This window comes from Streptomyces sp. NBC_00691, assembly GCF_036226665.1.
Taxonomy (GTDB): domain Bacteria; phylum Actinomycetota; class Actinomycetes; order Streptomycetales; family Streptomycetaceae; genus Streptomyces.
Genome location: NZ_CP109007.1, coordinates 6,740,610 through 6,763,859, shown reverse-complemented (window position 1 = coordinate 6,763,859; position 23,250 = coordinate 6,740,610). Strand labels below are relative to the sequence as shown.

Here is a 23,250-nt window from a genome sequence, read left to right as displayed (position 1 = left end):
GTTACGCGAACGATGACGGTCCTACGCCGACTTCAGGTAATGGTCGAGCACCCGGACGCCGAAGTGCAGCGCGTCCACGGGGACGCGTTCGTCGACGCCGTGGAACAGGGCTCCGTAGTCGAGGTCCGGGGGCAGCCGGAGCGGTGAGAAGCCGTAGCCGGTGATGCCGAGCCGGGAGAACTGCTTGGCGTCGGTGCCGCCCGACATGGTGAAGGGCACGACGTGCCCGTCCGGGTCGAAGCGCTCGACGGCGGCCCGCAGTTTCGCGAAGGTCGGCGACGCGACGGGGGCTTCGAGGGCGACCTCGCGGTGCTGGAACTCCCACTCGACGTGCGGGCCGGTCAGCTCGTCCATGGTCGCGGCGAACTCCTCCTCGGTGCCCGGCAGCGTCCGCCCGTCGATGTGGGCGACGGCCTGGCCCGGGATGACGTTGACCTTGTAGCCGGCGTCGAGCATCGTCGGGTTCGTGCTGTTGCGGACGGTCGGCGCGACGAGCGCGGCGGCGGGTCCGAGCTTGTCGAGGAGCAGGTCCACGTCGAGGTCGGGCGCGTGGGTGTCGATGTCGAGGGCGTACAGCGCGGCGAGTTCGGCCAGGGCGGCGCGGACGGTGGCGGTGAGCCGGACGGGCCAGGCGTGCGAGCCGATCCGGGCGACGGCTTCGGCGAGCCGGGTGACGGCGTTGGCCGTGTTGACCTTGGAGCCGTGGCCGGCGCGGCCGTGGGCGGTGAGCTTGAGCCAGGCGGTGCCCCGCTCCCCGGCGGCGATCGGGTAGAGCGTGGTGCCGGGCTGCGGGTGGAAGCTGAAGGCCCCGGACTCGCTGATGCCCTCCGTGCAGCCCTCGAAGAGCGCGGCGTGGCGGTCGGCGAGGAAGCCGGAGCCGTCCTCGGCGCTCGCCTCCTCGTCGGCCGTGTAGGCGAGGACGATGTCGCGGCGCGGCCGGATGCCCTGCCGGGCCCAGGAGCGGACGACGGCCAGGACCATCGCGTCCATGTTCTTCATGTCGACGGCGCCGCGGCCCCATACGACCCCGTCGCGGATCTCTCCGGAGAAGGGGTGGGTGGTCCACTCGGCGGGGTCGGCGGGCACGACGTCCAGATGTCCGTGGACGAGGAGGGCCTCGGCCGAGGGGTCGGTGCCGGGGATGCGCGCCACCACGTTGGTGCGGCCGGGGGTCCGCTCCAGGAGGGTGGGTTCGATGCCGGCGGCGGCGAGGCGCTCGGCGACGTACTCGGCGGCGGGCCGCTCACGGCAGTCCCCGCCGCCTCGGTTGGTGGTGTCGATGCGGATGAGCTCGGAGGTGAAGGTGACCACCTCGTCGAGCGCCGTCGTGTCCGGGCCCCGGACCTCCTCAGCCATACTGCTCCTCCACCGCGGCCGAGACGATCGTCGTGACCGCTTTGAATGTGCGAATTGCCTCGTACATCGTCCCGCTCGTGTACGCGACGCGCCGCTCCGCGCCGCGCGCCACGCCGGGAACCACCGTGGCGGCCGCGCCCAGGTGCTCGGCGTCGAACTCCAGCTCCACGGTGAAGGGGCCGCCGTGGACCGGCTCGTGCCGTACGGCGAGGGCGGCGCCGGTCTTCGCGGCCGCCCGGATGTCGGCGGCGGTTCTGGCCGGGGTGCGGCAGACCGCCGCGTACCGCGAGACGTAGTCCTTGACGGCGACCTTGGGTGCCTCCGGCGCGTAGCCCAGGGCGTCCTCGCAGGTCAGGTCGTCACCGGTGACGAGGACGACGGGCACGCCGTACTCCGCGACCACATGGGCGTTGAGCAGGCCCTCGCTCGCGCGCTCGCCGTCGAGCCAGACGCCGGTGATCGAGTTGGCGAGGTAGGTGTGGGCGAGGACGCCCTCGGTGCCGGCGCCGGTGTGGTAGCCGACGAAGGCGATGCCGTCGACGTCCCCGTGCTGGACGCCCTCGACCATGGAGAGGGACTTGTGCCGGCCGGTGAGCATCTCGGCGCGCTCGTCGAGCCGCTCCAGGAGCAGGTTCCGCATGGACCAGTGCGCCTCGTTGATGAGGACCTCGTCGGCGCCGCCGTCGAAGAAGCCGAGCACGGCGGCGTTCACATCGGAGGTGAACATCGCGCGGCACCGCTCCCACTGGGGCGTGCCGGGCAGCACGTCGGCGGGCCAGGTCACACCGGTCGCGCCCTCCATGTCGGCGCTGATGAGGATCTTCATGACTGGCACCGTACGCGCAGCCCGGCGGCCGTACCACCCCTGTGGAAAACCGTCGTTGGAGTGGACCGGTGGCACTCACCGGGATGGTCGTACGGGCCGTCCCCGCCCGTCCTGACACCCCTCTGGGGCCTCCTCCACGAGGCTCCGCAGGGCGGCCGCGGCCTGGTTCCCCGGGCGGGGTGCCGTCGTCCGGGACGGGTCGGCGGAGCGGGCGCGGCCCCCGCCCGGTGCCGCGGCGCCTTCGACATGCCCGATGCCCTGTGTCCGGAATAGGGCGAATCATCGCCAAGGGGTGCGGATAGGCTGTCGGCCGCAGTTCTCGTACCCGACCTCCCGGAGTGCCCTCGGTGACCACCACCCTCGATCCGTCCGACACCTCCCCCGTCGTCCCCGCGCCGGCCGACCCGTCGGAGGAGTTCTGGGTCCAGCCGACGGGGCCCGAGGCCGCGGAGGCTTCCGCGAGCGAGCCCGTCGCGGCGGAGCCCGCGGCCGACGGGGCCGGGCCGGACGACGAGCCCGTGCCCGTCCCCGCGGACCTCGACCCCGTCGTCGTCCGTGACGCCCGGGACTTCGGGGTCTACGCCCGCACCGGCGGCTGGACCTTCGCGCTCAAGGTGGCGCGCAGCGTCCGTCCCGGAGGGCAGGCCGCCGAGGGGACGGCCGCGACGAAGGTGTCGGCGAAGGCGTTCGCGGAGCTCGCCGGATGCTCGCCGGAGCGGGTCATGCGCTACTACAAGGCCTGGGACATGGCGGCCGACGACGGTGTCGTCCCGCAGTTCGAGGTGCTCGTCCCCGGCGAGGACATCGAGCTGCCCGACGCCGACGTCTGGCTGTCGTACTACACCTCGCGCAACAGCGCCTCGTCCGTGCGCGGCCAGGCGATCAGCGCGGCGGCCGAGGCGGAGGGCATCCGTCCGACGAAGGCCCTGGAGGTCGCCGAGAACCCGACGGCGCTGCGGGCCGCGATCCTCGCCGACCCGGGGACGGCCGAGGCGGCCCGCGGCGCGCTGCTCGACCGGATGAAGGAGGACCCGGCCCTGCAGACCGAGATGGCCCGCGCCTTCGCGCGTACCGACGATCTGAAGAAGGCCGTGGCGAGCGAGGCGAAGGCGGCCGACCGCATCGGATACGTGCGGCAGATCGTCGAGAACGGCCAGATCAAGACGCCGGCCGGGCAGACCGTGGAGGCGCCGGCCGAGCTGCGGGCCGAGGCGGAGCGGCATCTGTCGCTCCTCGACGAGCTCGACGACTCGGAGGAGGCGGGCGAGTGGGCCGGTGAGGCGTACGACACCGTCAAGGGCCTGGTCGCGAAGGCGGTGGAGGAGGACCCGGCGCTACGGGTCCAGGAGCGGCGGACGAAGTTCTACAGCAGCCTGCAGAAGGCGACGAAGGTCTTCGAGGAGCTGACCCTGGACGAGGTCCTGGAGGAGGAGATCTTCGAGGACGACATGCTCCAGCGCCTCGAAGCCCTCCAGGAGGCGATCAGCTCCTGCATCAGCACGCTGCGCAGGGCCTCGACCGCCTCCTGACCGCGGAGGGGGGTCCTCTCAGTCCTGGTGGCCGAGCTGGAGGTCGCGCTCGGTGCGGCCGCCGCCGGCCATCTGGAGGACGGTCGCGACCGGCGGGTAGCCGGCGGCGATCACGGTGTACTCGCCGGAGGACAGGTCCACGAAGCGGAAGGTGCCGTCGCCGCCGGTGGTGAGGGTGTCGACGACGTTCCCGGCGGCGTCGAGCAGGGTCACCCGGGCGTCCTCGACGGGGCGCCCGCCCCCGGCCCGTACCGTTCCGCGCAGGACGGCCCCGCCGGCGAGTTCGATGTCCTGGCGGGTCTCGCGGGAGGCCTGGACGCTGACGGGGAGCGCGGCGGGCCGGAACGCGGGGGCGCTGGCGGCGAGTGTGTACTCGCCGGCGACGAGTTCGGAGATGACGTATCCGCCCTCGCGCCCGCTGCGGGTGGAGGCGACGACCTCGCCGCGTACGTCGGTGAGGGTGACGGCCGCGTCCCGTACGGGTGTTCCGTCGGCGGTGACGACGCTGCCCGCGAGCCGCCCGGCGCCGCCGAGCACGACGTCGAGTTCGACCGGCCGGTCGCCGACGGTGACGGACACGGCCTGGGGCTGGTGTCCGCCCGCCGCGGCGATCAGGACGTAGGCGCCGCTGCCGGGGACGCTCAGCGCGTACCGCCCGTCCTCGCCGCTGGCGCCCCGGCCGACCTGCCGGCCCTGGACGTCGATGAGGGTGAGGGCGGCCCGGGGGACGCGGCTGCCGTCGTGGTGCTGGACGGTGCCGCAGACGGGGAGTCCGGAGTGGGGGGCGGCGGGCGCGGGGGCGGCGTGCCGGGCGTGCGGGACGGCCTGGACGCTGCCGAACTCGTCGGCTCCGGTGGCCTCGGTGGTGGGGCTGTGGTGGGTCACCAGCGGTTTCTCCTTGAGGAAGAAGGCGAGGACGAGGCCGAGCACGAGGACCGGCACGAGGTACAGGAAGATCCGCGGCATCGCGTCGGCGTACGCCTGGATGTAGGCGTCGCGGACGGCGGGCGGCAGGGTGTGGACCGTCTGCGGGGTGATCGACTCGGCGGGCGGCAGGGAGGTCGCGCCGCCGGCGAGGACGCCGCCGAGCCGGTCGCCGAGGGCGTCGTCGAGCCGGGAGGCGAAGAGGGTGCCGAAGACGGCGGCGCCGACGCTGCCGCCGATCTGGCGGAAGTAGGTGTGGGCGCTGGTGGCGGTGCCGAGGTCGCCGGGGCGTACGGAGTTCTGTACGGCGAGGACGAGCACCGGCATGACGAGGCCGATGCCGGTGCCGAGGACGGCCTGCCAGAGGCTGTACTGGAGACGCGGGGTGTCGGCGTCCAGGCGGGAGAGCAGCCACATGCCGAGGACGGAGAGGGCGCCGCCGAGCAGGGGGTAGATCTTGTAGTGGCCGGTGCGGCTGATGAGTTGGCCGGAGACGACGGAGGCGATGACGATGCCGCCCATGAGGGGCAGCATCAGGAGGCCGGACTCGGTGGCGGTGGCTCCCTCAACCATCTGCAGGAAACTGGGGAGGTAGCTGGCGGCGCCGAAGAGGGCGATGCCGACGACGGCGCCGACGAGGGCGGTCACGGTGAAGACGGAGTCGCGGAACAGCCGCAGCGGGATGAGGGGTTCGGGCGCGAGGTGCTCGACGACCAGGAAGAGCAGGGTGGTTCCGGCGGCACCGCAGGCGAGGGCGATGACGACGCGGGAGTCCCAGGCGTACTCGGTGCCGCCCCAACTGGTGAGCAGGACCAGGCAGGTGGAGGCGGCGGCGAGGAGGAGGGCGCCGAGGACGTCGAAGCGGGCGCGCGCCGTGGGCTTGGGGAGTTCGAGGACGACGGCGACGACGGCGAGGGTGACGAGCCCGAAGGGCACGTTGAAGTAGAAGCACCAGCGCCAGGAGACGTGGTCGGTGAAGAAGCCGCCGAGCAGCGGTCCCGCGACGGAGGCGAGGCCGAAGGCGGCGCCGATGAGGCCCATGTACCGGCCGCGTTCCCGGGCGGGGACGATGTCGGCGATGATCGCCTGGACGCCGATCATCAGGCCGCCGGCGCCGATGCCCTGGATCGCGCGGAAGGCGATGAGTTCGTCCATGCTGCGGGACCAGCCGGCGAGTCCCGAGCCGATGACGAAGACGACGATGGCGAAGAGGAAGACGCCCTTGCGGCCGAGGAGGTCGCCGAGCTTGCCGTAGACCGGCAGGCCGATGGTGGCGGTGAGCAGATAGGCGGTGATCGCCCAGGACATCCGGTCGAGGCCCTGGAGTTCGCCGACGATCTTCGGCAGGGCGGTGGCGACGATCATCTGCTCGAGCGCGGCGAGGAGCAGCGCGAGCATGAGGCCGCCGAAGACGAGCCGGACGCGGCGGGGGTCGAGCTGGTCGGCCCGGGCGGGCCCGGACGGCGGGGCGGGGTCGGTGGGCGGGCCGCCCGCGTCGAGCGGTCCCGTGTCCGCCGGTACCTCTCCGTCCTCGGCGGATTTCACGATCGTGATCGCACCCACGTACCTGCTCCCCTCGTCACGGCGTCTGCGCCGCGCCATTCTTCGCATTGGGCACGAAGGGGGAGCAAGTCGGACGGTACGGGAGGTCAGTGGCGCCGGGCGGCCCGAACGGCCCTGCGGGACGGCGCACTTGGGTCGCTCATCAGCGCGTTTACGAGGGGGCCCGCGCCCCCGGCGCACAGGGGGCGCCGTTGCGGGGGTGCGGGCGATCCACTCGAATCGGTGAACGCTCCGGGCGTTACTTCTCGACCTCGTCCGCCAGCTTGGCGAGAACGGCGTCGTAGATCCTGCCGAGGCCCTTGGGCGCGAAGGTCCGCTCGAAGAAGCCGCCGACACCGCTCGCGCCGTCCCAGACGGTGGTGACGACGGCGCGGGACTTGCCCTCACCGGCGGGGGTCACGAGCCAGGTGGTGACCATGGAGGAGTTGCGGTCCTTCTCGACGAGCTGTCCGTCGGTGGGCTCGGTGACGTCCAGGAGGCAGTCGCGGACGCGCTTGCTCGTGGCCTGCAGCTTCCAGTGGACGAGGGTGCCCTCGCCGTCGCCGCCCTCGCGCACCTCGTACTCGCTGAAGTGCTCGGGGAGCAGCTTCGCGCGCGTGCCGCTGTAGTCGGCCAGCGCGTCGAACACCGTCTCCGCGTCGGCGGCGATGATCCGTTCCGTGGTGGCCTCGACCTGCGCCATTGACTTCCTCCAGCTCGTGGTTCCTCAGGGGTGTGGGCCTAGAGAACCACGTGGGCTCCGGGGCGCGAAATCCGGGTTGCAACGATCAAGGGAACAGGTGTTCTATTCTGAGCGAACGGTCGACGCAGAGCCATCGAGGAGGCGCCCGTGCGCTGGGACAATCTGGGCGACACCCCCGCCGCACCCGCCGACATCGCCCTGTTCGGCGCGGACGCGGTGACCACCCGGACCTTCGACACCCCCGAGTTCCGGGGCATCACCTTCCACGAGGTGCGGGCCCGCTCGATCCTCAACCGGGTGCCCGGCGCCTCCCGGATGCCGTTCGAGTGGACGGTCAACCCGTACCGGGGGTGCACGCACGCGTGCGTGTACTGCTTCGCCCGCAAGACCCACAGCTATCTCGACCTCGACACCGGCCTCGGCTTCGACTCCCAGATCGTCGTCAAGATCAACGCGCCGGAGGTCCTGGCCCGCCAGCTCTCCTCCGCCCGCTGGCAGGGCGCGCACATCGCGATGGGCACCAACGTCGACTGCTACCAGCGGGCCGAGGGCCGGTACGGCCTGATGCCGGGCATCCTCACCGCCCTGCGCGACCGCGCCAACCCCTTCTCGATCCTCACCAAGGGCACGCTGATCCTGCGCGACCTGGAGCTGCTGACCCAGGCCGCCCGGGTCACCGAGGTCGGCATCTCCGTCTCCGTCGGCTTCACCGACCAGGAGCTGTGGCGCACGATCGAGCCCGGCACCCCCTCCCCGCAGCGCCGGCTCGACGTGGTCCGGACCCTCGGCGCGCACGGCATCGACTGCGGCGTCCTGATGGCCCCCGTGGTGCCCTTCCTCGGCGACCGGCCCGAGCAGCTCCGCGACACGGTCCGCGCGATCGCCGAGGCCGGGGCGAGTTCGGTCACCCCGCTCGTGCTGCATCTGCGGCCGGGTGCCCGCGAGTGGTTCACGCAGTGGCTGCGGCGCCACCATCCCGGCCTGGTGGGGCGGTACGAGCGGATGTACGCGGACGGGGCCTACGCGCCCACCTGGTACCAGCGCCGGATCACCCGTCAGGTGCACGAGCTGGCGGCCGAGTTCGGCATCGGTCCGGCGCACCGGGGCGCGCCCCGCCGCCTCCCGGTACCGGAGGAACCGTCCCTCGCGGCCGCTCCCGAGCAGCTCACCCTCCTCTGAGCGCGCTCCTCCGATCATCGGACCGGTCAGCTGACACGCCGTCGGATCCCCCTCCGTTCGGGTCAACTCTCGGCGAAACAGGTCCTCTCCAGGCCGGTTCGGGACACAAACGCCCTATGACCCCACGCGCAGGAATGCTGATCGCCGCAGGAGCGCTGGTCGCCGGGACGGTCACCGTCCTGCCCGCCGCCCCCGCGGGCGCCGGTGAACCGGCCCCCCGCCCCTTCCCCTCACTCGCCTGGACCGGCTGTGCCACCGAGGCGTACCCGAAGCTCCAGTGCGCCACCCTCAGGGTGCCGCTCAACCACGACGATCCGGCCGGCCGGACCGTCACGCTCGCCCTCACCCGGATCCCGCACACCTCGAAGACCTTCCAGGGGCCGCTGCTCGTGAACCCGGGCGGGCCCGGTGGCAGCGGCCGCGGCATGGCCGGGTACGTGGCGTCCTCGCTGCCCCCGAAGGTGGCCGCCGAGTACGACGTGATCGGCTTCGACCCGCGCGGGGTCGGCAAGAGCGAGCCCGCGCTCGACTGCAGGCCCGGCCACTTCGCCCCGGTCCGCCCGGACTCGGTGCCCGGCGACGCGGCGGGCGAGCGGCTCGCGGTCGAGCGGGCGCAGGCGTTCGCCGCGGCCTGCGGCAAGAAGTACGCGGACGTACTGCCGTACATCGACACCGTGAGCACCGCCCGGGACATGGACGTCATCCGGCGCGCGCTCGGCGCCCAGAAGATCAACTACCTCGGCTACTCGTACGGCACCTACCTGGGGGCCGTGTACGCGCGGCTCCACCCGGACCGGGTGCGGCGGATGGCGCTGGACTCCGTCGTGAACCCGCACGGCGTCTGGTACGAGGACAACATCGCGCAGGACTACGCCTTCGACACCCGTCACAAGGACTTCATGGCCTGGGTGGCCAAGCAGAACTCCGTGTACGAGCTGGGCGACGACCCGGCGGCGGTCGAGGCGGCCTGGTACCGGATGCGCGACGCGCTGCGCGCGAAGCCGGCCGGCGGGAAGGTCGGACCGGGCGAGCTGGAGGACACCTACCTGCCCGGCGCGTACTACAACGGCTACTGGCCCCGCCTCGCGAAGGCGTTCGCCGCGTACGTCAACGACGCGAACGCGGTACCGCTCACGGAGGCGTACGAGCGCTACGGCGAGGCCGACGCGGCGGCCGACAACGGCTACTCGGTCTACACGAGCGTGCAGTGCCGGGACGCGGCCTGGCCCCGCGACTGGAGCGTCTGGCGCAAGGACAACTGGGACGTGCACGCCAAGGCACCCTTCTCCACCTGGAACAACGCCTGGTACAACGCGCCGTGCGCCTTCTGGCCGGTGGAGTCGCTGTCCCCGCCTGACGTCAGCAACGACCAGGTGCCGCCGGTCCTCATCCTCCAGGCCACGGACGACGCGGCGACGCCGTACGAGGGCGGGGTCGCCCTGCACCGGCTGATGCGCGGCTCCAGCCTGGTCGTCGAGGAGGGCGGGGGGAACCACGGCGTCACCCTCGGCGGGAACGACTGCATGGACGAGCACCTCTCCACCTACCTCGCCACGGGCAAGGTCCCCCGCGCCGAGGGCGACGCCGAGGTGGACGCGGCCTGCGCGACGCTGCCGGAGCCGAAGCCCGAGCCGGTGACCCGGTCCGTCCCGGCCGCGGCCGACACCGCGGGCAGCACGCTGCACGGCTTCCTCGGCCACGTGCGCTGACGCCGGCCGCGCCCCGCGGGCGGGCCTGCCCGCCGGCCGTCACCGTGCCCGCGCCCCCCGGGGGCGCGGGCGCTGTCAGTGCCGTGGGCGAGGATGTGGGGCATGACGAACCACCTGACCCACGTACCCGCTCCCGAGGGAATCGCCGCCAGCCCGCAGTACAGCCACGTCGTCTGGGGGACGGGCCGCTTCGTCGCGATATCCGGCCAGTGCGCGTTCGACGCCTCGGGCACGGTGGTCGGGGAGGGTGACGCGGTGGCGCAGGCCCGGCAGGTCTTCGCGAACCTGGACCGCTGCCTCGCGGCGGCGGGCGCCGGATTCCGGGACGTGGTGAAGCTGACGTATTTCGTCACGGACGTCGCTCATCTCCCGGCCGTACGGGAGGCCAGGGACGCCCGTTTCGCGGGGGCGCCGCTGCCGGCGAGCTCGGCGGTCCAGGTGTCGGCGCTCGTCCGCCCGGAACTGCTCGTGGAGATCGAGGCGTTCGCGCTGGTGCCGGAGCCGGAGTCATCGTTCGCGCCGGAGCCGGCGTCGGAATCCGAGGCCGTCGGCGCGGTCCGCCCGGTGCTCCGCTCAGTGGGCGGTGCCGAGCCGGCCCAGTGACGTCTCCGCGGCTGCGCCGAGCCGGGGATGCGGGAGCGCGGCCTCCAGGGCGGGACGGGCCCTCGGGTCGCCGAGGGCGCCCAGACCCTCGACGCAGGCGAGGCCGACCCGCCAGTGGGGGTCGTCGGCGGGCAGGCGCCGTTCGAGGACGGTGATCAGGGCCGGGACGGACTCGGGGGCGCGGAGGGCGGCGAGCAGCCGGATCGGCAGCAGCGCGTAGGCCGCGCGGAGTTCGTTGGTGGCGAGGGCGGCGGCCGCCCGGGCGGTCCGGGGGTCGCCGAGCCGGGTCAGGGCGTGGGCGGCGGTGACGCAGCGCTCCGCGTCGCGGTGGTTGAGCAGGAGCACCAGGGCCTCGAAGGCGCGGGGATCGCCCGTGACACCGAGGGTGTAGGCGGCGATCTCGCGGGCCCAGAGGGGCTGCCCGGGGGCGGTGAGGACGTGGTGCAGTTCCTCGGGATCGGTGGTTTCCGCGAGTTGTTCGAATGCCGCCGGGACGCTTCCGGAGTCATTCTCGATCTCGTCCCGCAATCGATCGATCATCGAGCAGAATTCCGGATCCTCGGCGTATTCCATGAATCCGAGCCTATCCGCGATCCAGATCACATTTTCCTCAACTTCCCAGGACTGGCGTGCTCGTTACCCGCCGGTTAGTCTCAGGTGAGCGGGGCACCCCCCGCACTCCTCACAACGGCCTGGTGACGCAGCCGTTGTGGGTGTTCGTCGGTTCGGCAGTTTCGACGTGGCTCCGGGACAGAGTCCGTCGCCCCTTTTCTCCAGGGCATCGCCCTTTCTCCGGGCAGAGCCCTCGCTCTTTCCCGCGCCCTTTCGTGCGCGCACTGCCCTCAGTCGTCACTCTTCCTCTCAGGAGTCCCCTGATGGACACCCCTCTCTCCACCATCGCCGTCGTCGGTCTCGGCACCATGGGCACCGGTATCGCCGATGTCCTCGTCCGGGCCGGCCGCGAGGTCATCGGCATCGACATCAGCGACACCGCCGCCGCCCAGGCCGTCGCCGCCCTGGAGGCCTCCACCGCCCGTGCGGTGGCCCGCGAGCGGATCACCGAGGAGGAGCGGCAGGACGTCCTGGCCCGCTTCCGTACCTTCTCCGACCTCCAGGCGGCCGCCGAGGCCGACCTCGTCATCGAGGTCGTGCCCGAGTCGTACGAGGCGAAGCAGGAGGTGTTCCGGGCCCTCGACGGCATCGTGCGGCCGGGCACGATCGTCGCCACCGGCACGAACGCGCTCTCCGTCACCCGGCTCGCCGCCGACTCGGCGCACCCCGAGCGGGTCCTCGGCCTGCACTTCTTCACCCCGGTCCAGGCCATGAAGCTGGTCGAGGTGGTCTCCTCCGTGCTGACCGACCCGCGGGCCGTCGACGCCGTGACGCAGCTCGCCCTCGACCTGGGCAAGGAGCCGGTGGCGGTCGGCGACCGGGCCGGGTTCATCGCGGACGGGCTCCTCTTCGGCTACCTCAACCAGGCCGCCGCCATGTACGAGGCCAAGTACGCCTCCCGCGAGGACATCGACGCGGCGATGAAGCTGGGCTGCGGTCTGCCGATGGGCCCGCTGGCGCTGCTCGACCTGATCGGCGTCGACACGGCCCGTACGGTCCTGGAGGCCATGTACGCGGACTCCCACGACCGGCTGCACGCCCCGGCCCCGATCCTCAAGCAGCTCAGCGAGGCGGGTCTGACCGGCCGCAAGTCGGGCCGCGGCTTCTACACGTACGAGGCGCCGGGCTCCGGCGAGGTCGTGCGGGACGCGCTGACCCCGCTGGGCTCCGCGGAGGCGGCCGGCGGCCGTGAGATCCGCTCGGTCGGCGTCGCCGGCTCGGGCACCATGGCCTCCGGCATCGCGGAGGTCTTCGCGAAGGCCGGCTACCGGGTCGTCCTCGCCGCCCGCTCGCAGGAGAAGGCGGACACGGCGAAGGCCCGGATCGCGAAGTCGCTGGCCCGCTCGGTCGACAAGGGCCGGATGACGGGCGAGGCGCGCGACGCGACGCTGGCCCTGATCACCCCGGCCGGCACGCTGGACGCCTTCGCCGACGTCGACCTGGCCCTGGAGGCGGTGGCCGAGGACCTGGAGATCAAGCAGGAGCTGTTCGCGCGGCTCGACAAGATCTGCAAGCCGGGCGCGGTGCTCGCCACCACGACCTCCTCGCTGCCGGTCGTGGCCTGTGCCCGCGCCACCTCGCGCCCGCAGGACGTCATCGGGATGCACTTCTTCAACCCGGCCCCGGCGATGAAGCTGGTCGAGATCGTCCGCACGGTGCTGACCGGCGACGATGTCCACGCCACCGTCCGCGAGGTCACCACGAAGATCCGCAAGCACCCGGTGGACTGCGGCGACCGGGCCGGTTTCATCGTGAACGCGCTGCTCTTCCCGTACCTGAACAACGCGATCAAGATGGTCGAGGAGCACTACGCGACCCTGGACGACATCGACGCCGCGATGAAGCTGGGCGGCGGCTACCCGATGGGCCCGTTCGAGCTGCTCGACGTGGTCGGTCTGGACGTCTCGCTCGCGATCGAGCAGGTGCTGCACCGTGAGTTCCGGGACCCGGGCCTGGCCCCGGCCCCGCTCCTGGAGCACCTGGTGGCGGCGGGCTGCCTGGGTCGCAAGACGGGGCGCGGCTTCCGCGAATATGCCCGACGCTGAGCCGGGAGCGGCCGGCTGGGGTGGTCTGCTGAGCCCTCCGGGCACCGTCGGTGTCCCGGGGGGCTCCCCGCCCCCACCTGGGCACACTCCCCCTCCGATGCAGTACGTTCGGACCATGCCCAAGGCCGCGAAGACACCCCGTGCCACGTCCCCTTCCGACGCTCCGGAGAGCGCGGCGGGCACTCGTGCCGCCGCGCAGCGGCTCAAGATGCGCCGGGAGCTCGCCACGGCCGCGATGGAGCTCTTTGCGAGCAAGGGGTACGAGGCCACGACGGTCGACGAGATCGCCGCCCGGGCCGGGGTCGCGCGGCGGACGTTCTTCCGGCACTTCCGCTCCAAGGAAGAGGCGATCTTCCCTGATCACGACGACACCCTGGTGCGGGCCGAGGCGGTGCTGAACGCGGCCCCGCCGCACGAGCACCCGCTCGACACGGTGTGCCGGGGCATCAAGGAAGTCATGAAGATGTACGCGGGCTCCCCCGCGGTCTCCGTGGAGCGCTACCGGCTCACGCGCGAGGTGCCGACCCTGCGGGAGCGGGAGATCGCCTCGGTGGCCCGCTACGAGCGGCTGTTCACCCGCTATCTCCTGGGCCACTTCGACGAGCGCGACCATCACGACGGGAACGACGACCCGCTGCTCGCCGAGGTGGCGGCCTCCGCGGTCGTCACCGCCCACAACCACGTCCTGCGCCGCTGGCTGCGGGCGGGCGGTCAGGGGGACGTGGAGTCCCAGCTGGACCACGCCTTCGCGATCGTCCGGGAGACCTTCGGCTCGGGCATAGGCGCGGGCCGCCCGGCCCCTTCCCCGTCCTCCCAGGGAACCCCCGAGCCGGCTCCGGCCGTCCGGGCCTCCGCCACGGGCGACGTGGTGGTCGCCGTGGCACGGACGGACGCACCGCTCGACGAGGTCATGCGCACGATCCAGCGGGCGCTGACGAAGAGCTGACCCGGTCTGCCCCTTCCGCATGACGAAGGCCGCCCCCGTTCGGGGCGGCCTTCGTCCGTTTTGACCTGCGATTCGATCGATCATCGCTCACATGTGACCGGCAGATTGCATATGAGTGAAATTGTTGGCACGCAGTGCCTTGTCACGTGACACGCCGTGCCATACGTTGATGTTGTCCGGGCGGTCGGCGCGCAGAGGTCTCCTCGTGCGCCGGCTGTCCCCACAAGCGATCGTGATTGTGCGCCCGGACGCCTGCGTCACAGGCACCCACCGCGCCCACCAGGCGCAGCCGCACCACCCCGCCGAACCGACGGCACACCTCCACAGCAGCAGCCCCAGACGTAACCCTCAGCGCGTCCTCCCCTCAGGACGCCGCACCGCCGGAGGCAACCCCGTGAAGGACATCCTGGACGCGATCCAGTCCCCGGACTCCACGTCCGCCGACTTCGCGAACATCCCGCTCCCCGAGTCGTACCGCGCCATCACCGTCCACAAGGACGAGGCCGAGATGTTCGCCGGGCTCGCCAGCCGCGACAAGGACCCGCGCAAGTCGCTGCACCTCGACGACGTGCCGCTCCCCGAGCTCGGCCCGGGCGAGGCCCTCGTCGCCGTCATGGCCAGCTCCGTGAACTACAACTCGGTCTGGACCTCGATCTTCGAGCCGGTCTCGACCTTCGGCTTCCTGGAGCGCTACGGCCGGCTCAGCGACCTCAGCAAGCGCCACGACCTGCCGTACCACGTCATCGGCTCCGACCTCGCGGGCGTCGTGCTCCGCACCGGCCCGGGCGTGAACTCGTGGAAGCCCGGCGACGAGGTCGTCGCGCACTGCCTCTCGGTCGAGCTGGAGTCCTCGGACGGCCACAACGACACGATGCTCGACCCCGAGCAGCGCATCTGGGGCTTCGAGACCAACTTCGGCGGCCTGGCGGAGATCGCGCTGGTCAAGTCGAACCAGCTGATGCCGAAGCCCGACCACCTGAGCTGGGAGGAGGCGGCGTCCCCGGGCCTCGTCAACTCCACCGCGTACCGCCAGCTGGTCTCCCGCAACGGCGCCGGCATGAAGCAGGGCGACAACGTCCTCATCTGGGGCGCCAGCGGCGGCCTCGGCTCGTACGCCACGCAGTTCGCCCTGGCCGGCGGCGCCAACCCGATCTGTGTCGTCTCCTCCCCCGAGAAGGCCGACATCTGCCGGTCGATGGGCGCCGAGGCGGTCATCGACCGCAACGCCGAGGGCTACAAGTTCTGGAAGGACGAGCACACCCAGGACCCGAAGGAGTGGAAGCGCTTCGGCAAGCGCATCCGCGAACTCACCGGCGGCGAGGACATCGACATCGTCTTCGAGCACCCGGGCCGCGAGACCTTCGGCGCCTCCGTGTACGTCACCCGCAAGGGCGGCACCATCACCACCTGCGCCTCCACCTCGGGCTACATGCACGAGTACGACAACCGCTACCTGTGGATGTCGCTCAAGCGCATCATCGGCTCGCACTTCGCCAACTACCGCGAGGCGTGGGAGGCCAACCGCCTGATCGCCAAGGGCAAGATCCACCCCACCCTCTCGAAGGTCTACTCCCTGGAGGAGACCGGCCAGGCCGCCTACGACGTCCACCGCAACCTGCACCAGGGCAAGGTCGGCGTGCTGGCGCTCGCGCCCCAGGAGGGCCTCGGCGTGCGCGACCCGGAGATGCGTGCCCAGCACATCGACGCCATCAACCGTTTCCGCAACATCTGAGCCCGGGACCATAGATGACTGAGCGCCAGAAGGACCGGCCGTGGCTCATGCGGACGTACGCCGGTCACTCGACCGCCGAGGCGTCCAACGAGCTGTACCGGCGCAACCTCGCCAAGGGTCAGACCGGCCTCTCGGTCGCGTTCGACCTGCCGACGCAGACGGGCTACGACCCCGACCACATCCTCGCCCGCGGCGAGGTCGGCCGGGTCGGAGTCCCCGTCTCGCACCTCGGTGACATGCGGCGGCTGTTCCAGGAGATCCCCCTGGACCAGATGAACACCTCGATGACCATCAACGCCACGGCGATGTGGCTCCTGGCGCTCTACCAGGTGGTCGCGGAGGAGCAGGGTGCGGACGTCACCCGGCTCCAGGGCACCACCCAGAACGACATCGTGAAGGAGTACCTGTCGCGCGGGACGCACGTCTTCCCGCCCGGCCCCTCCCTCCGCCTCACGACGGACATGATCACCTACACGGTGAACAACATCCCGAAGTGGAACCCGATCAACATCTGCAGCTACCACCTGCAGGAGGCCGGGGCCACTCCGGTCCAGGAGATCTCGTACGCGATGTCCACCGCGATCGCCGTGCTCGACGCGGTGTTCGCCTCGGGCCAGGTCCCGGAGGACCGCAAGGGCGAGGTCGTGGCCCGTATCTCCTTCTTCGTGAACGCGGGCGTCCGCTTCATCGAGGAGATGTGCAAGATGCGCGCCTTCGGCCGCATCTGGGACAAGATCACCCGCGAGCGGTACGGCATCGAGAACGAGAAGCAGCGCCGGTTCCGCTACGGCGTGCAGGTCAACTCGCTCGGTCTGACCGAGGCCCAGCCGGAGAACAACGTCCAGCGGATCGTCCTGGAGATGCTGGCCGTCACCCTCTCCAAGGACGCCCGCGCGCGTGCCGTGCAGCTGCCCGCCTGGAACGAGGCGCTCGGCCTGCCCCGGCCGTGGGACCAGCAGTGGTCGCTCCGCATCCAGCAGGTCCTCGCCCACGAGTCCGACCTCCTGGAGTACGAGGACATCTTCGCCGGCTCGCACGTCATCGAGGCCAAGGTCGACTCGCTCGTCGAGGAGTGCCTGGCCGAGATCGAGCGGATCCAGGAGATGGGCGGCGCGATGGCCGCCGTCGAGTCCGGCTACCTCAAGTCGCAGCTCGTCTCCTCGCACGCCGAGCGGCGCGCCCGGATCGAGGCCGGCGACGAGAAGATCATCGGCGTCAACATCTTCCAGGCGACCGAGGAGAACCCCCTCACCGCCGACCTGGACACCGCGATCATGACGGTGGACCCGGCGAACGAGGCGCGGGTGGTCGCGGCCCTCCACGAGTGGCGCGACAACCGCGACGAGACCCGCGCCCAGGAATCCCTGGCGACGCTGAAGGCGACGGCTGCCGGTGACGGCAACCTCTTCGCCGCCACCCTGGAGTGCGCGCGTGCGGGCGTCACGACCGGGGAGTGGTCCTGGGCGCTGCGGGACGTCTTCGGCGAGTTCCGCGCCCCGACGGGCGTGTCGTCGGCCCCGGTCGCGGTGACGGCCGAGGCGGGCACGCCGCTGGCCCTCGTACGGGACAAGGTGGCGCGGACCGCCGAGGAGATGGGCGTCGGGCGGCTGCGGCTGCTCGTCGGCAAGCCGGGCCTGGACGGGCACTCCAACGGGGCCGAGCAGATCGCCGTACGCGCGCGTGACGCCGGTTTCGAGGTGGTCTACCAGGGCATCCGGCTGACGCCCGAGCAGATCGTGAACGCGGCCCTCGCGGAGGACGTGCACTGCGTGGGGCTGTCGATCCTCTCCGGCTCGCACGCCGAGCTGGTCCCGGACGTGCTCGACCGCCTCCGCGAGGCGGGCGCGGCCGACGTGCCGGTCATCGTCGGCGGGATCATCCCGAACGCCGACGCCGCAGAACTGAAGCGTGCGGGTGTGGCCGCCGTCTTCACACCGAAGGACTTCGGTATCACGGAGATCATCGGACGTATCGTCGACGAGATCCGGACAGCGAACAAGCTCCACCCCCTTGAAAGTACGGAGGTCCCCGCATGACCAGCCCCGTGAACCGCCTGCGTCCGCGCCGCTCCTGCCTGGCGGTCCCCGGTTCCAACCCGCGCTTCCTGGAGAAGGCCCAGGGCCTCGCGGCCGACCAGGTCTTCCTTGACCTGGAGGACGCGTGCGCCCCGCTGGCCAAGCCCGAGGCCCGGCACACCATCGTGAAGTTCCTGAACGAGGGCGACTGGACCGGCAAGACCCGCGTGGTCCGCGTCAACGACTGGACGACCCACTGGACGTACCGTGACGTCGTCACCGTCGTCGAGGGCGCCGGCCAGAACCTCGACTGCATCATGCTGCCGAAGGTCCAGGACGCCCAGCAGATCGTGGCGCTCGACCTCCTGCTGACCCAGATCGAGAAGACGATGGGCTTCGAGGTCGGCAAGATCGGCATCGAGGCGCAGATCGAGAACGCCCAGGGCCTGAACAACGTCAACGCCATCGCGCAGGCCTCCCAGCGCGTCGAGACGATCATCTTCGGCCCGGCCGACTTCATGGCCTCCATCAACATGAAGTCGCTGGTCGTGGGCGAGCAGCCGCCCGGTTACCCGGCGGACGCGTACCACCACATCCTGATGAGCATCCTGATGGCCGCCCGCGCCAACAACCTCCAGGCGATCGACGGGCCCTACCTGCAGATCCGCAACCAGGAGGGCTACAAGGCCGTCGCGCGGCGCGCCGCCGCCCTCGGGTTCGACGGCAAGTGGGTGCTGCACCCGGACCAGGTCGCCGCCGCGAACGAGATCTTCTCGCCCTCGCAGGAGGACTACGACCACGCCGAGCTGATCCTCGACGCGTACGACTACTACACGTCCGAGGCCGGCGGCAAGAAGGGCTCCGCGATGCTCGGCGACGAGATGATCGACGAGGCCTCCCGCAAGATGGCTCTGGTCATCTCCGGCAAGGGCCGTGCCGCCGGTATGCAGCGCACCAGCAAGTTCGAGATCCCGGAGGCCTGATCCCGATGCAGTTCGGCCGCACCTACGAAGAGTTCGAGATCGGTGCCGTCTACAAGCACTGGCCCGGAAAGACGGTCACCGAGTACGACGACCACCTCTTCTGCCTGCTGACGATGAACCACCATCCGCTGCACATGGATGTGAACTACGCCGAGAACACGACGGATTTCGGCAAGAACGTCGTCGTCGGCAACTACATCTACTCGCTGCTGCTCGGCATGTCCGTGCCGGACGTCTCCGGCAAGGCCATCGCCAACCTGGAGATCGAGTCGCTGCGGCACGTGGCGCCGACCTTCCACGGCGACACGATCTACGGTGAGACCACGGTCCTCGACAAGACCCCGTCGAAGTCGAAGAACGACCGCGGCATCGTCTACGTCGAGACCAAGGGCTACAAGCAGGACGGCACCCTCGTGTGTGTCTTCCGCCGCAAGGTGATGGTCCCCACCGAGACGTACATCAAGGAGCGCGGCGGCGAGCAGCCCGGCCGCCCCGAGCTGATCGAGCCCGCCAAGAAGACGGAGAAGTAGCCATGGCCCGACTCGCCCAGACCGCCGGGCTCACGGACGTCCAGCAGGAGATCCTCAAGACCGTCCGGGAGTTCGTCGACAAGGAGATCATCCCGGTCGCCACCGAGCTGGAGCACCGCGACGAGTACCCCCAGCAGATCGTCGACGGGCTCAAGGAGCTCGGTCTCTTCGGTCTGATGATCCCCGAGGAGTACGGGGGTCTGGGTGAGTCGCTCCTCACCTACGCGCTGTGCGTGGAGGAGATCGCGCGTGGCTGGATGTCGGTCTCCGGCATCATCAACACGCACTTCATCGTGGCGTACATGCTGAAGCAGCACGGCACCCAGGAGCAGAAGGACTACTTCCTTCCGCGGATGGCGGCCGGCGAGACGCGTGGCGCGTTCTCGATGTCGGAGCCGGCTCTCGGCTCGGACGTGTCGGCGATCACCTCGAAGGCGGTCAGGGACGGCGACGAGTACGTCCTGAACGGCCAGAAGATGTGGCTGACCAACGGCGGAACGTCCACGCTGGTCGCCGTTCTCGTCCGAAGTGACGAAGGACACCCGGAGGGCACCGCCCCCCACAAGTCGATGACGACCTTCCTCGTCGAGAAGGAGCCCGGCTTCGGAGAGGTCCGCCCCGGCCTCACCATCCCGGGGAAGATCGACAAGATGGGTTACAAGGGCGTCGACACCACCGAACTCATCATGGACGGACTGCGCATTCCGGCCAATCGGGTCCTCGGCGGGGTAACCGGCCGAGGGTTTTACCAAATGATGGACGGCGTCGAGGTCGGCCGGGTGAACGTGGCGGCCCGTGGCTGCGGTGTCGCTCAGCGTGCCTTCGAGCTCGGTGTCTCGTATGCCCAGCAACGTCACACTTTCGGCAAGGCGATCGCCCAGCACCAGGCGATTCAGTTCAAGCTGGCCGAGATGGCTACCAAGGTCGAGGCCGCTCATGCGATGATGGTGAACGCAGCACGCAAAAAGGACTCCGGGGAACGAAACGACCTCGAAGCAGGGATGGCGAAGTACCTCGCCTCCGAATACTGCAAGGAGGTCGTCGAGGATGCCTTCCGCATCCACGGCGGCTACGGGTTCTCCAAGGAGTACGAGATCGAGCGTCTCTACCGTGAGGCGCCGATGCTGCTCATCGGTGAAGGTACCGCCGAGATCCAGAAAATGATCATTGGTCGTCGGCTGCTCGAGGAGTACCGATTCCAGGGTTGATTGTCGGTTTTGAGTCGTTTCGGCCGCGAAGAAGATCACACCCTGTGTTCGTCTTCCGGCCGTCGACTCGGTTCCTGGCTTACCCAGTTGCGTCCCGCAACCGATAGCATCGAGGGAAAGCCGCCGTCCCCCGTTGCCAGTGCGGCATCATCCGCTACGAAGGTCATCCATGCCCCACAGCCAAACCTCTGCACACCGCGACAGCCTCACGGGCGTACGCATTGCGCGCGGAGCATCGCCGTGGCTTCTGCCGACCGTCGCCACCGCGGCGCTCAGCCTCGTGCGCGCGCGCAAGTCGAGGCGGGCCGCGGCCATCGCCGTGCCGACCACCGCGCTCGCGGCCGGCATGCTGTGGTTCTTCCGCGACCCCGAGCGTGAGATCGCTCAGGGCCGGGTCATCTCCCCCGCCGACGGTGTGGTGCAGAGCATCATGCCGTGGAAGGACGGGCGCACCCGGGTCGCCATCTTCATGAGCCCGCTGAACGTCCACGTCAACCGCGCGCCGCTGGCCGGCACCGTGACGTCCGTGGAGCACGTTCCCGGTGGGTTCGTCCCGGCGTTCAACAAGGAGAGCGAGAACAACGAGCGCGTTGTCTGGCACTTCGACACCGAGCTCGGCGACATCGAGATGGTGCAGATCGCGGGCGCCGTCGCCCGGCGCATCGTGCCGTACATCCCGCAGGGGACCAAGGTCGAGCAGGGTGACCGCATCGGTCTGATCCGCTTCGGCTCGCGCGTCGACATCTACCTCCCCGAGGGTGTCGAGGTCGCCGTCGAGGTCGGCCAGGCCACCACAGCGGGGGTGACTCGCATTGACCGTGATTGATCCCGACACACGGGCCGCCGACTGGGTCGCCGGCACCGATGCGGAAGGGGCCGAAGAGTCCGAGGAGATGCCGCTGTCGTTGAGGCTGTCCATAGCGGACGCCCTCACGCTCGGTAACGCGACGTGTGGATTCATGGCGGTGTACTTCACCACCACGGGCATCCTCATCCCGCACCTCACCGGCAGCACGGAGACCGGCATGGCGCGCAACAGCGCCGCCACCGCTGTGATCCTGATGCTGGCCGCGGCGATCTTCGACCTGTTCGACGGCATCGTGGCGCGCAAGCTCCGCTCGTCCCCGATGGGCGCCGAGCTCGACAACCTCTCGGACCTGATCAGCTTCGGTCTGGCCCCGGCCTACTTCGTACTCGTGTACGGCATGGTCACGCCCGGCGCGCAGCAGAAGGTCTCCGCGGTGGCGGCGATCGTGGTGCTGCTCGCGGTGGTGCTGCGACTGGCGAGATTCTCCTGCGTGACCATGAAGGACGGCATGTTCCAGGGCATGCCGAGCCCGTTCGGCGCGCTGACGGTCGTCTCGATCGTGCTCCTGGAGCTGCCGTTCATCCCGACGCTGCTCGCGATCATCGGCGTCGCCTGGCTGATGGTGAGCCGGGTCGAGTACCCCAAGCCGCGGGGCATCCTCGCGGTGGCGATGCTCAGCTGGATCGTCGGCGCGATGGGCATGCTGGCGGCCTGGGCCTTCGACGCTCCGGGCGGACAGTTCCTGCTCCAGACCGGGTGCGCGCTCCAGGTCGTGATGGGCGCCGTGATCCCCCTCTTCGCGACGGCCCGTCGGGTGAACACCTTCCGCGGCAACCGGCGTGAGAACCGGGAGGCCCGGGCGGCACAGCTGCCGTAGCGCACGAGAACCGATCGACGAGAAGGGCCCCGGAGGCGACAAGCCTCCGGGGCCCTTCTCCGTTCCCCGGCCTATCCGACGCGCTTGTGGTAGAGCGTGGTGGCGCGCAGGACACCCGCCGGGTCGGCGGCGAAGTCCGGGATCGTGCCCGCGGCCGTCCAGCCCGCGCTGCGATAGAGACGCTCGGCCGGGCTGTCCGTCTGGGTGTCCAGGACCAGCAGGGTGAGGCCGGTGGCGGCGGCGTGCGCCTCGGCCGTGGCGAGCAGCCGGTGGCCGAGGCCGCCGCCCCGGGCCGAGCGGTGCACCAGGAGGCGGGAGATCTCACCGCGGTGCCTGCCGTTGGCGGTGCCCCCGCGGACCAGGGTGACGACTCCGGTGAGGCTCCCGTCGGGGCCGTGGGCCGCCCAGACGTCCCGTACGCCCTCGGCCGCCTCCTCGGCGACACGCGTCCACCAGGCGGCCGCCTCGGGGACGGCGAGGGGCGCGAGGAAGCCGACGGAGGCACCGGAGTCCACGGCGTCGAGGAGGAGCGCGGCGAGACCGGCGGGGGCGTGGGCGCGGACCTCGTCGGGGGTGAGCCGCTCGACGCGGTCGGCGGAGACCGGCCGCGTGGGCCTCTCCGGAAGCGGCTTCTCCAGGCACAGGAGGTCCGGCCGCTCGTCCCAGGAGGCGACCGTCCCGAAGCCCAGAGCGCGGTAGAGGGCCAGCGGCTCCTCCCGCCAGTTCCAGACGGTGAGGCGTACGGCGGGGGCGCCGGAGACCGCCGCGCGGCGCATGGCCTCGGCCATGAGGGCCTGCGCGATCCCCTTGCGGCGGGCCTCGGGCGCCACCCAGAGCCGCTTGATCTCGGGCGCCCGGCTCCCCTGCGGGGCCTTGAGGACGACGCAGCCGGCCGGGAGGTCCTCGCCGGGCGGGGTGGCGAGCAGGACCGTGTCGGCGGCGAACGCGCCGGCCGGGTCCTCGACCTCGGCGCGGTATACGGCGGGGAGCTGGGCGACCGTCTCCACCGCCGTCCCCTTCTCGGCCTGGTTGACCAGGTGGTATGCGGCCAGCAGGTCAGGGAGGCGTGGGTGGGAGGGGTTCTCCTCGATGCGTGCAGTCATGGGTCCGAGCTTCACACCGT

Annotated in this window: 18 protein-coding genes and 1 pseudogene; 13 read left to right on the top strand and 6 right to left on the bottom strand. The window is 70.9% G+C overall.

The annotated features are described in order from the left end of the window. Positions 1–21 precede the first annotated feature (21 nt). Together OG392_RS30340 and OG392_RS30335 are read right to left on the bottom strand one after the other, a co-directional pair. On the bottom strand, positions 22–1,356 hold the full coding sequence (locus OG392_RS30340) for a M20/M25/M40 family metallo-hydrolase (protein WP_329284690.1): 1,335 nt from the start codon (positions 1,354–1,356) through the stop codon (positions 22–24). Next, on the bottom strand, positions 1,349–2,182 hold the full coding sequence (locus OG392_RS30335) for a M55 family metallopeptidase (RefSeq protein WP_329284688.1): 834 nt from the start codon (positions 2,180–2,182) through the stop codon (positions 1,349–1,351). The genes OG392_RS30340 and OG392_RS30335 overlap by 8 nt, the downstream gene beginning before the upstream one ends. Positions 2,183–2,529: 347 nt before the next feature. Here OG392_RS30335 and OG392_RS30330 point away from each other — a divergent pair, with 347 nt between their 5' ends. After that, positions 2,530–3,711 (top strand): hypothetical protein, encoded by a 1,182-nt coding sequence (locus OG392_RS30330; protein ID WP_443054936.1) that lies wholly within the window; start codon positions 2,530–2,532, stop codon positions 3,709–3,711. 18 nt (positions 3,712–3,729) lie between these two features. Here the strand turns inward: OG392_RS30330 and OG392_RS30325 are convergent, their stop codons facing one another. Further along, the gene (locus tag OG392_RS30325; RefSeq protein WP_329284686.1) at positions 3,730–6,198 is read right to left on the bottom strand and encodes an MFS transporter; all 2,469 of its coding nucleotides are present in this window, start codon (positions 6,196–6,198) and stop codon (positions 3,730–3,732) included. 238 nt (positions 6,199–6,436) lie between these two features. Then, positions 6,437–6,880: an SRPBCC family protein gene (locus OG392_RS30320; RefSeq protein ID WP_329284685.1), complete on the bottom strand. Its 444-nt coding sequence runs from the start codon at positions 6,878–6,880 to the stop codon at positions 6,437–6,439. 147 nt (positions 6,881–7,027) lie between these two features. Between OG392_RS30320 and OG392_RS30315 the strand changes: the two genes are divergently transcribed. The 3 genes and pseudogenes from OG392_RS30315 to OG392_RS30305 all read left to right on the top strand — a co-directional run. After that, on the top strand, positions 7,028–8,059 hold the full coding sequence (locus OG392_RS30315; protein ID WP_329284682.1) for an Rv2578c family radical SAM protein: 1,032 nt from the start codon (positions 7,028–7,030) through the stop codon (positions 8,057–8,059). A 116-nt stretch (positions 8,060–8,175) separates the two neighbouring features. Beyond that, a complete protein-coding gene (locus tag OG392_RS30310) occupies positions 8,176–9,768 on the top strand; it encodes an alpha/beta hydrolase (RefSeq protein ID WP_329284680.1) in 1,593 nt (530 codons plus the stop codon). A 102-nt stretch (positions 9,769–9,870) separates the two neighbouring features. After that, positions 9,871–10,269: pseudogene (locus OG392_RS30305) on the top strand (RidA family protein); the annotation flags it as partial. Positions 10,270–10,341: 72 nt separating this feature from the next. Here the strand turns inward: OG392_RS30305 and OG392_RS30300 are convergent. Further along, positions 10,342–10,944: a HEAT repeat domain-containing protein gene (locus OG392_RS30300; RefSeq protein WP_329284679.1), complete on the bottom strand. Its 603-nt coding sequence runs from the start codon at positions 10,942–10,944 to the stop codon at positions 10,342–10,344. 302 nt (positions 10,945–11,246) lie between these two features. Between OG392_RS30300 and OG392_RS30295 the strand changes: the two genes are divergently transcribed. The 9 genes from OG392_RS30295 (at position 11,247) to pssA (ending at position 22,127) form a co-directional block, all read left to right on the top strand. Further along, on the top strand, positions 11,247–13,028 hold the full coding sequence (locus OG392_RS30295; RefSeq protein WP_329284678.1) for a 3-hydroxyacyl-CoA dehydrogenase family protein: 1,782 nt from the start codon (positions 11,247–11,249) through the stop codon (positions 13,026–13,028). Positions 13,029–13,143: 115 nt separating this feature from the next. Next, on the top strand, positions 13,144–13,974 hold the full coding sequence (locus OG392_RS30290) for a TetR family transcriptional regulator (RefSeq protein WP_329284676.1): 831 nt from the start codon (positions 13,144–13,146) through the stop codon (positions 13,972–13,974). Positions 13,975–14,368: 394 nt separating this feature from the next. Then, entirely contained in the window at positions 14,369–15,706 is a 1,338-nt protein-coding gene (gene ccrA / locus OG392_RS30285; RefSeq protein WP_329284674.1) for a crotonyl-CoA carboxylase/reductase, read from the top strand. A 14-nt stretch (positions 15,707–15,720) separates the two neighbouring features. Continuing rightward, positions 15,721–17,742, top strand: coding sequence for a protein meaA (locus OG392_RS30280; RefSeq protein ID WP_329284672.1), 2,022 nt, complete (start codon positions 15,721–15,723; stop codon positions 17,740–17,742). Beyond that, entirely contained in the window at positions 17,739–18,704 is a 966-nt protein-coding gene (locus OG392_RS30275; RefSeq protein ID WP_073907415.1) for an HpcH/HpaI aldolase/citrate lyase family protein, read from the top strand. The genes OG392_RS30280 and OG392_RS30275 overlap by 4 nt, the downstream gene beginning before the upstream one ends. Positions 18,705–18,709: 5 nt before the next feature. Next, positions 18,710–19,234 (top strand): MaoC family dehydratase, encoded by a 525-nt coding sequence (locus OG392_RS30270; protein ID WP_229315537.1) that lies wholly within the window; start codon positions 18,710–18,712, stop codon positions 19,232–19,234. 2 nt (positions 19,235–19,236) lie between these two features. Continuing rightward, positions 19,237–20,442, top strand: a complete 1,206-nt coding sequence (locus tag OG392_RS30265; protein WP_329284668.1) for an acyl-CoA dehydrogenase family protein — start codon at positions 19,237–19,239, stop codon at positions 20,440–20,442. Positions 20,443–20,611: 169 nt separating this feature from the next. Then, positions 20,612–21,268 (top strand): phosphatidylserine decarboxylase, encoded by a 657-nt coding sequence (locus OG392_RS30260; RefSeq protein WP_015037483.1) that lies wholly within the window; start codon positions 20,612–20,614, stop codon positions 21,266–21,268. Continuing rightward, positions 21,261–22,127, top strand: coding sequence for a CDP-diacylglycerol--serine O-phosphatidyltransferase (gene pssA / locus OG392_RS30255; protein WP_329287550.1), 867 nt, complete (start codon positions 21,261–21,263; stop codon positions 22,125–22,127). Before OG392_RS30260 ends, pssA begins: the two co-directional genes overlap by 8 nt. Positions 22,128–22,198: 71 nt before the next feature. Here the strand turns inward: pssA and OG392_RS30250 are convergent, their stop codons facing one another. Next, positions 22,199–23,230, bottom strand: coding sequence for a GNAT family N-acetyltransferase (locus OG392_RS30250; protein ID WP_329284665.1), 1,032 nt, complete (start codon positions 23,228–23,230; stop codon positions 22,199–22,201). Between the last annotated feature and the right edge of the window lie 20 nt (positions 23,231–23,250).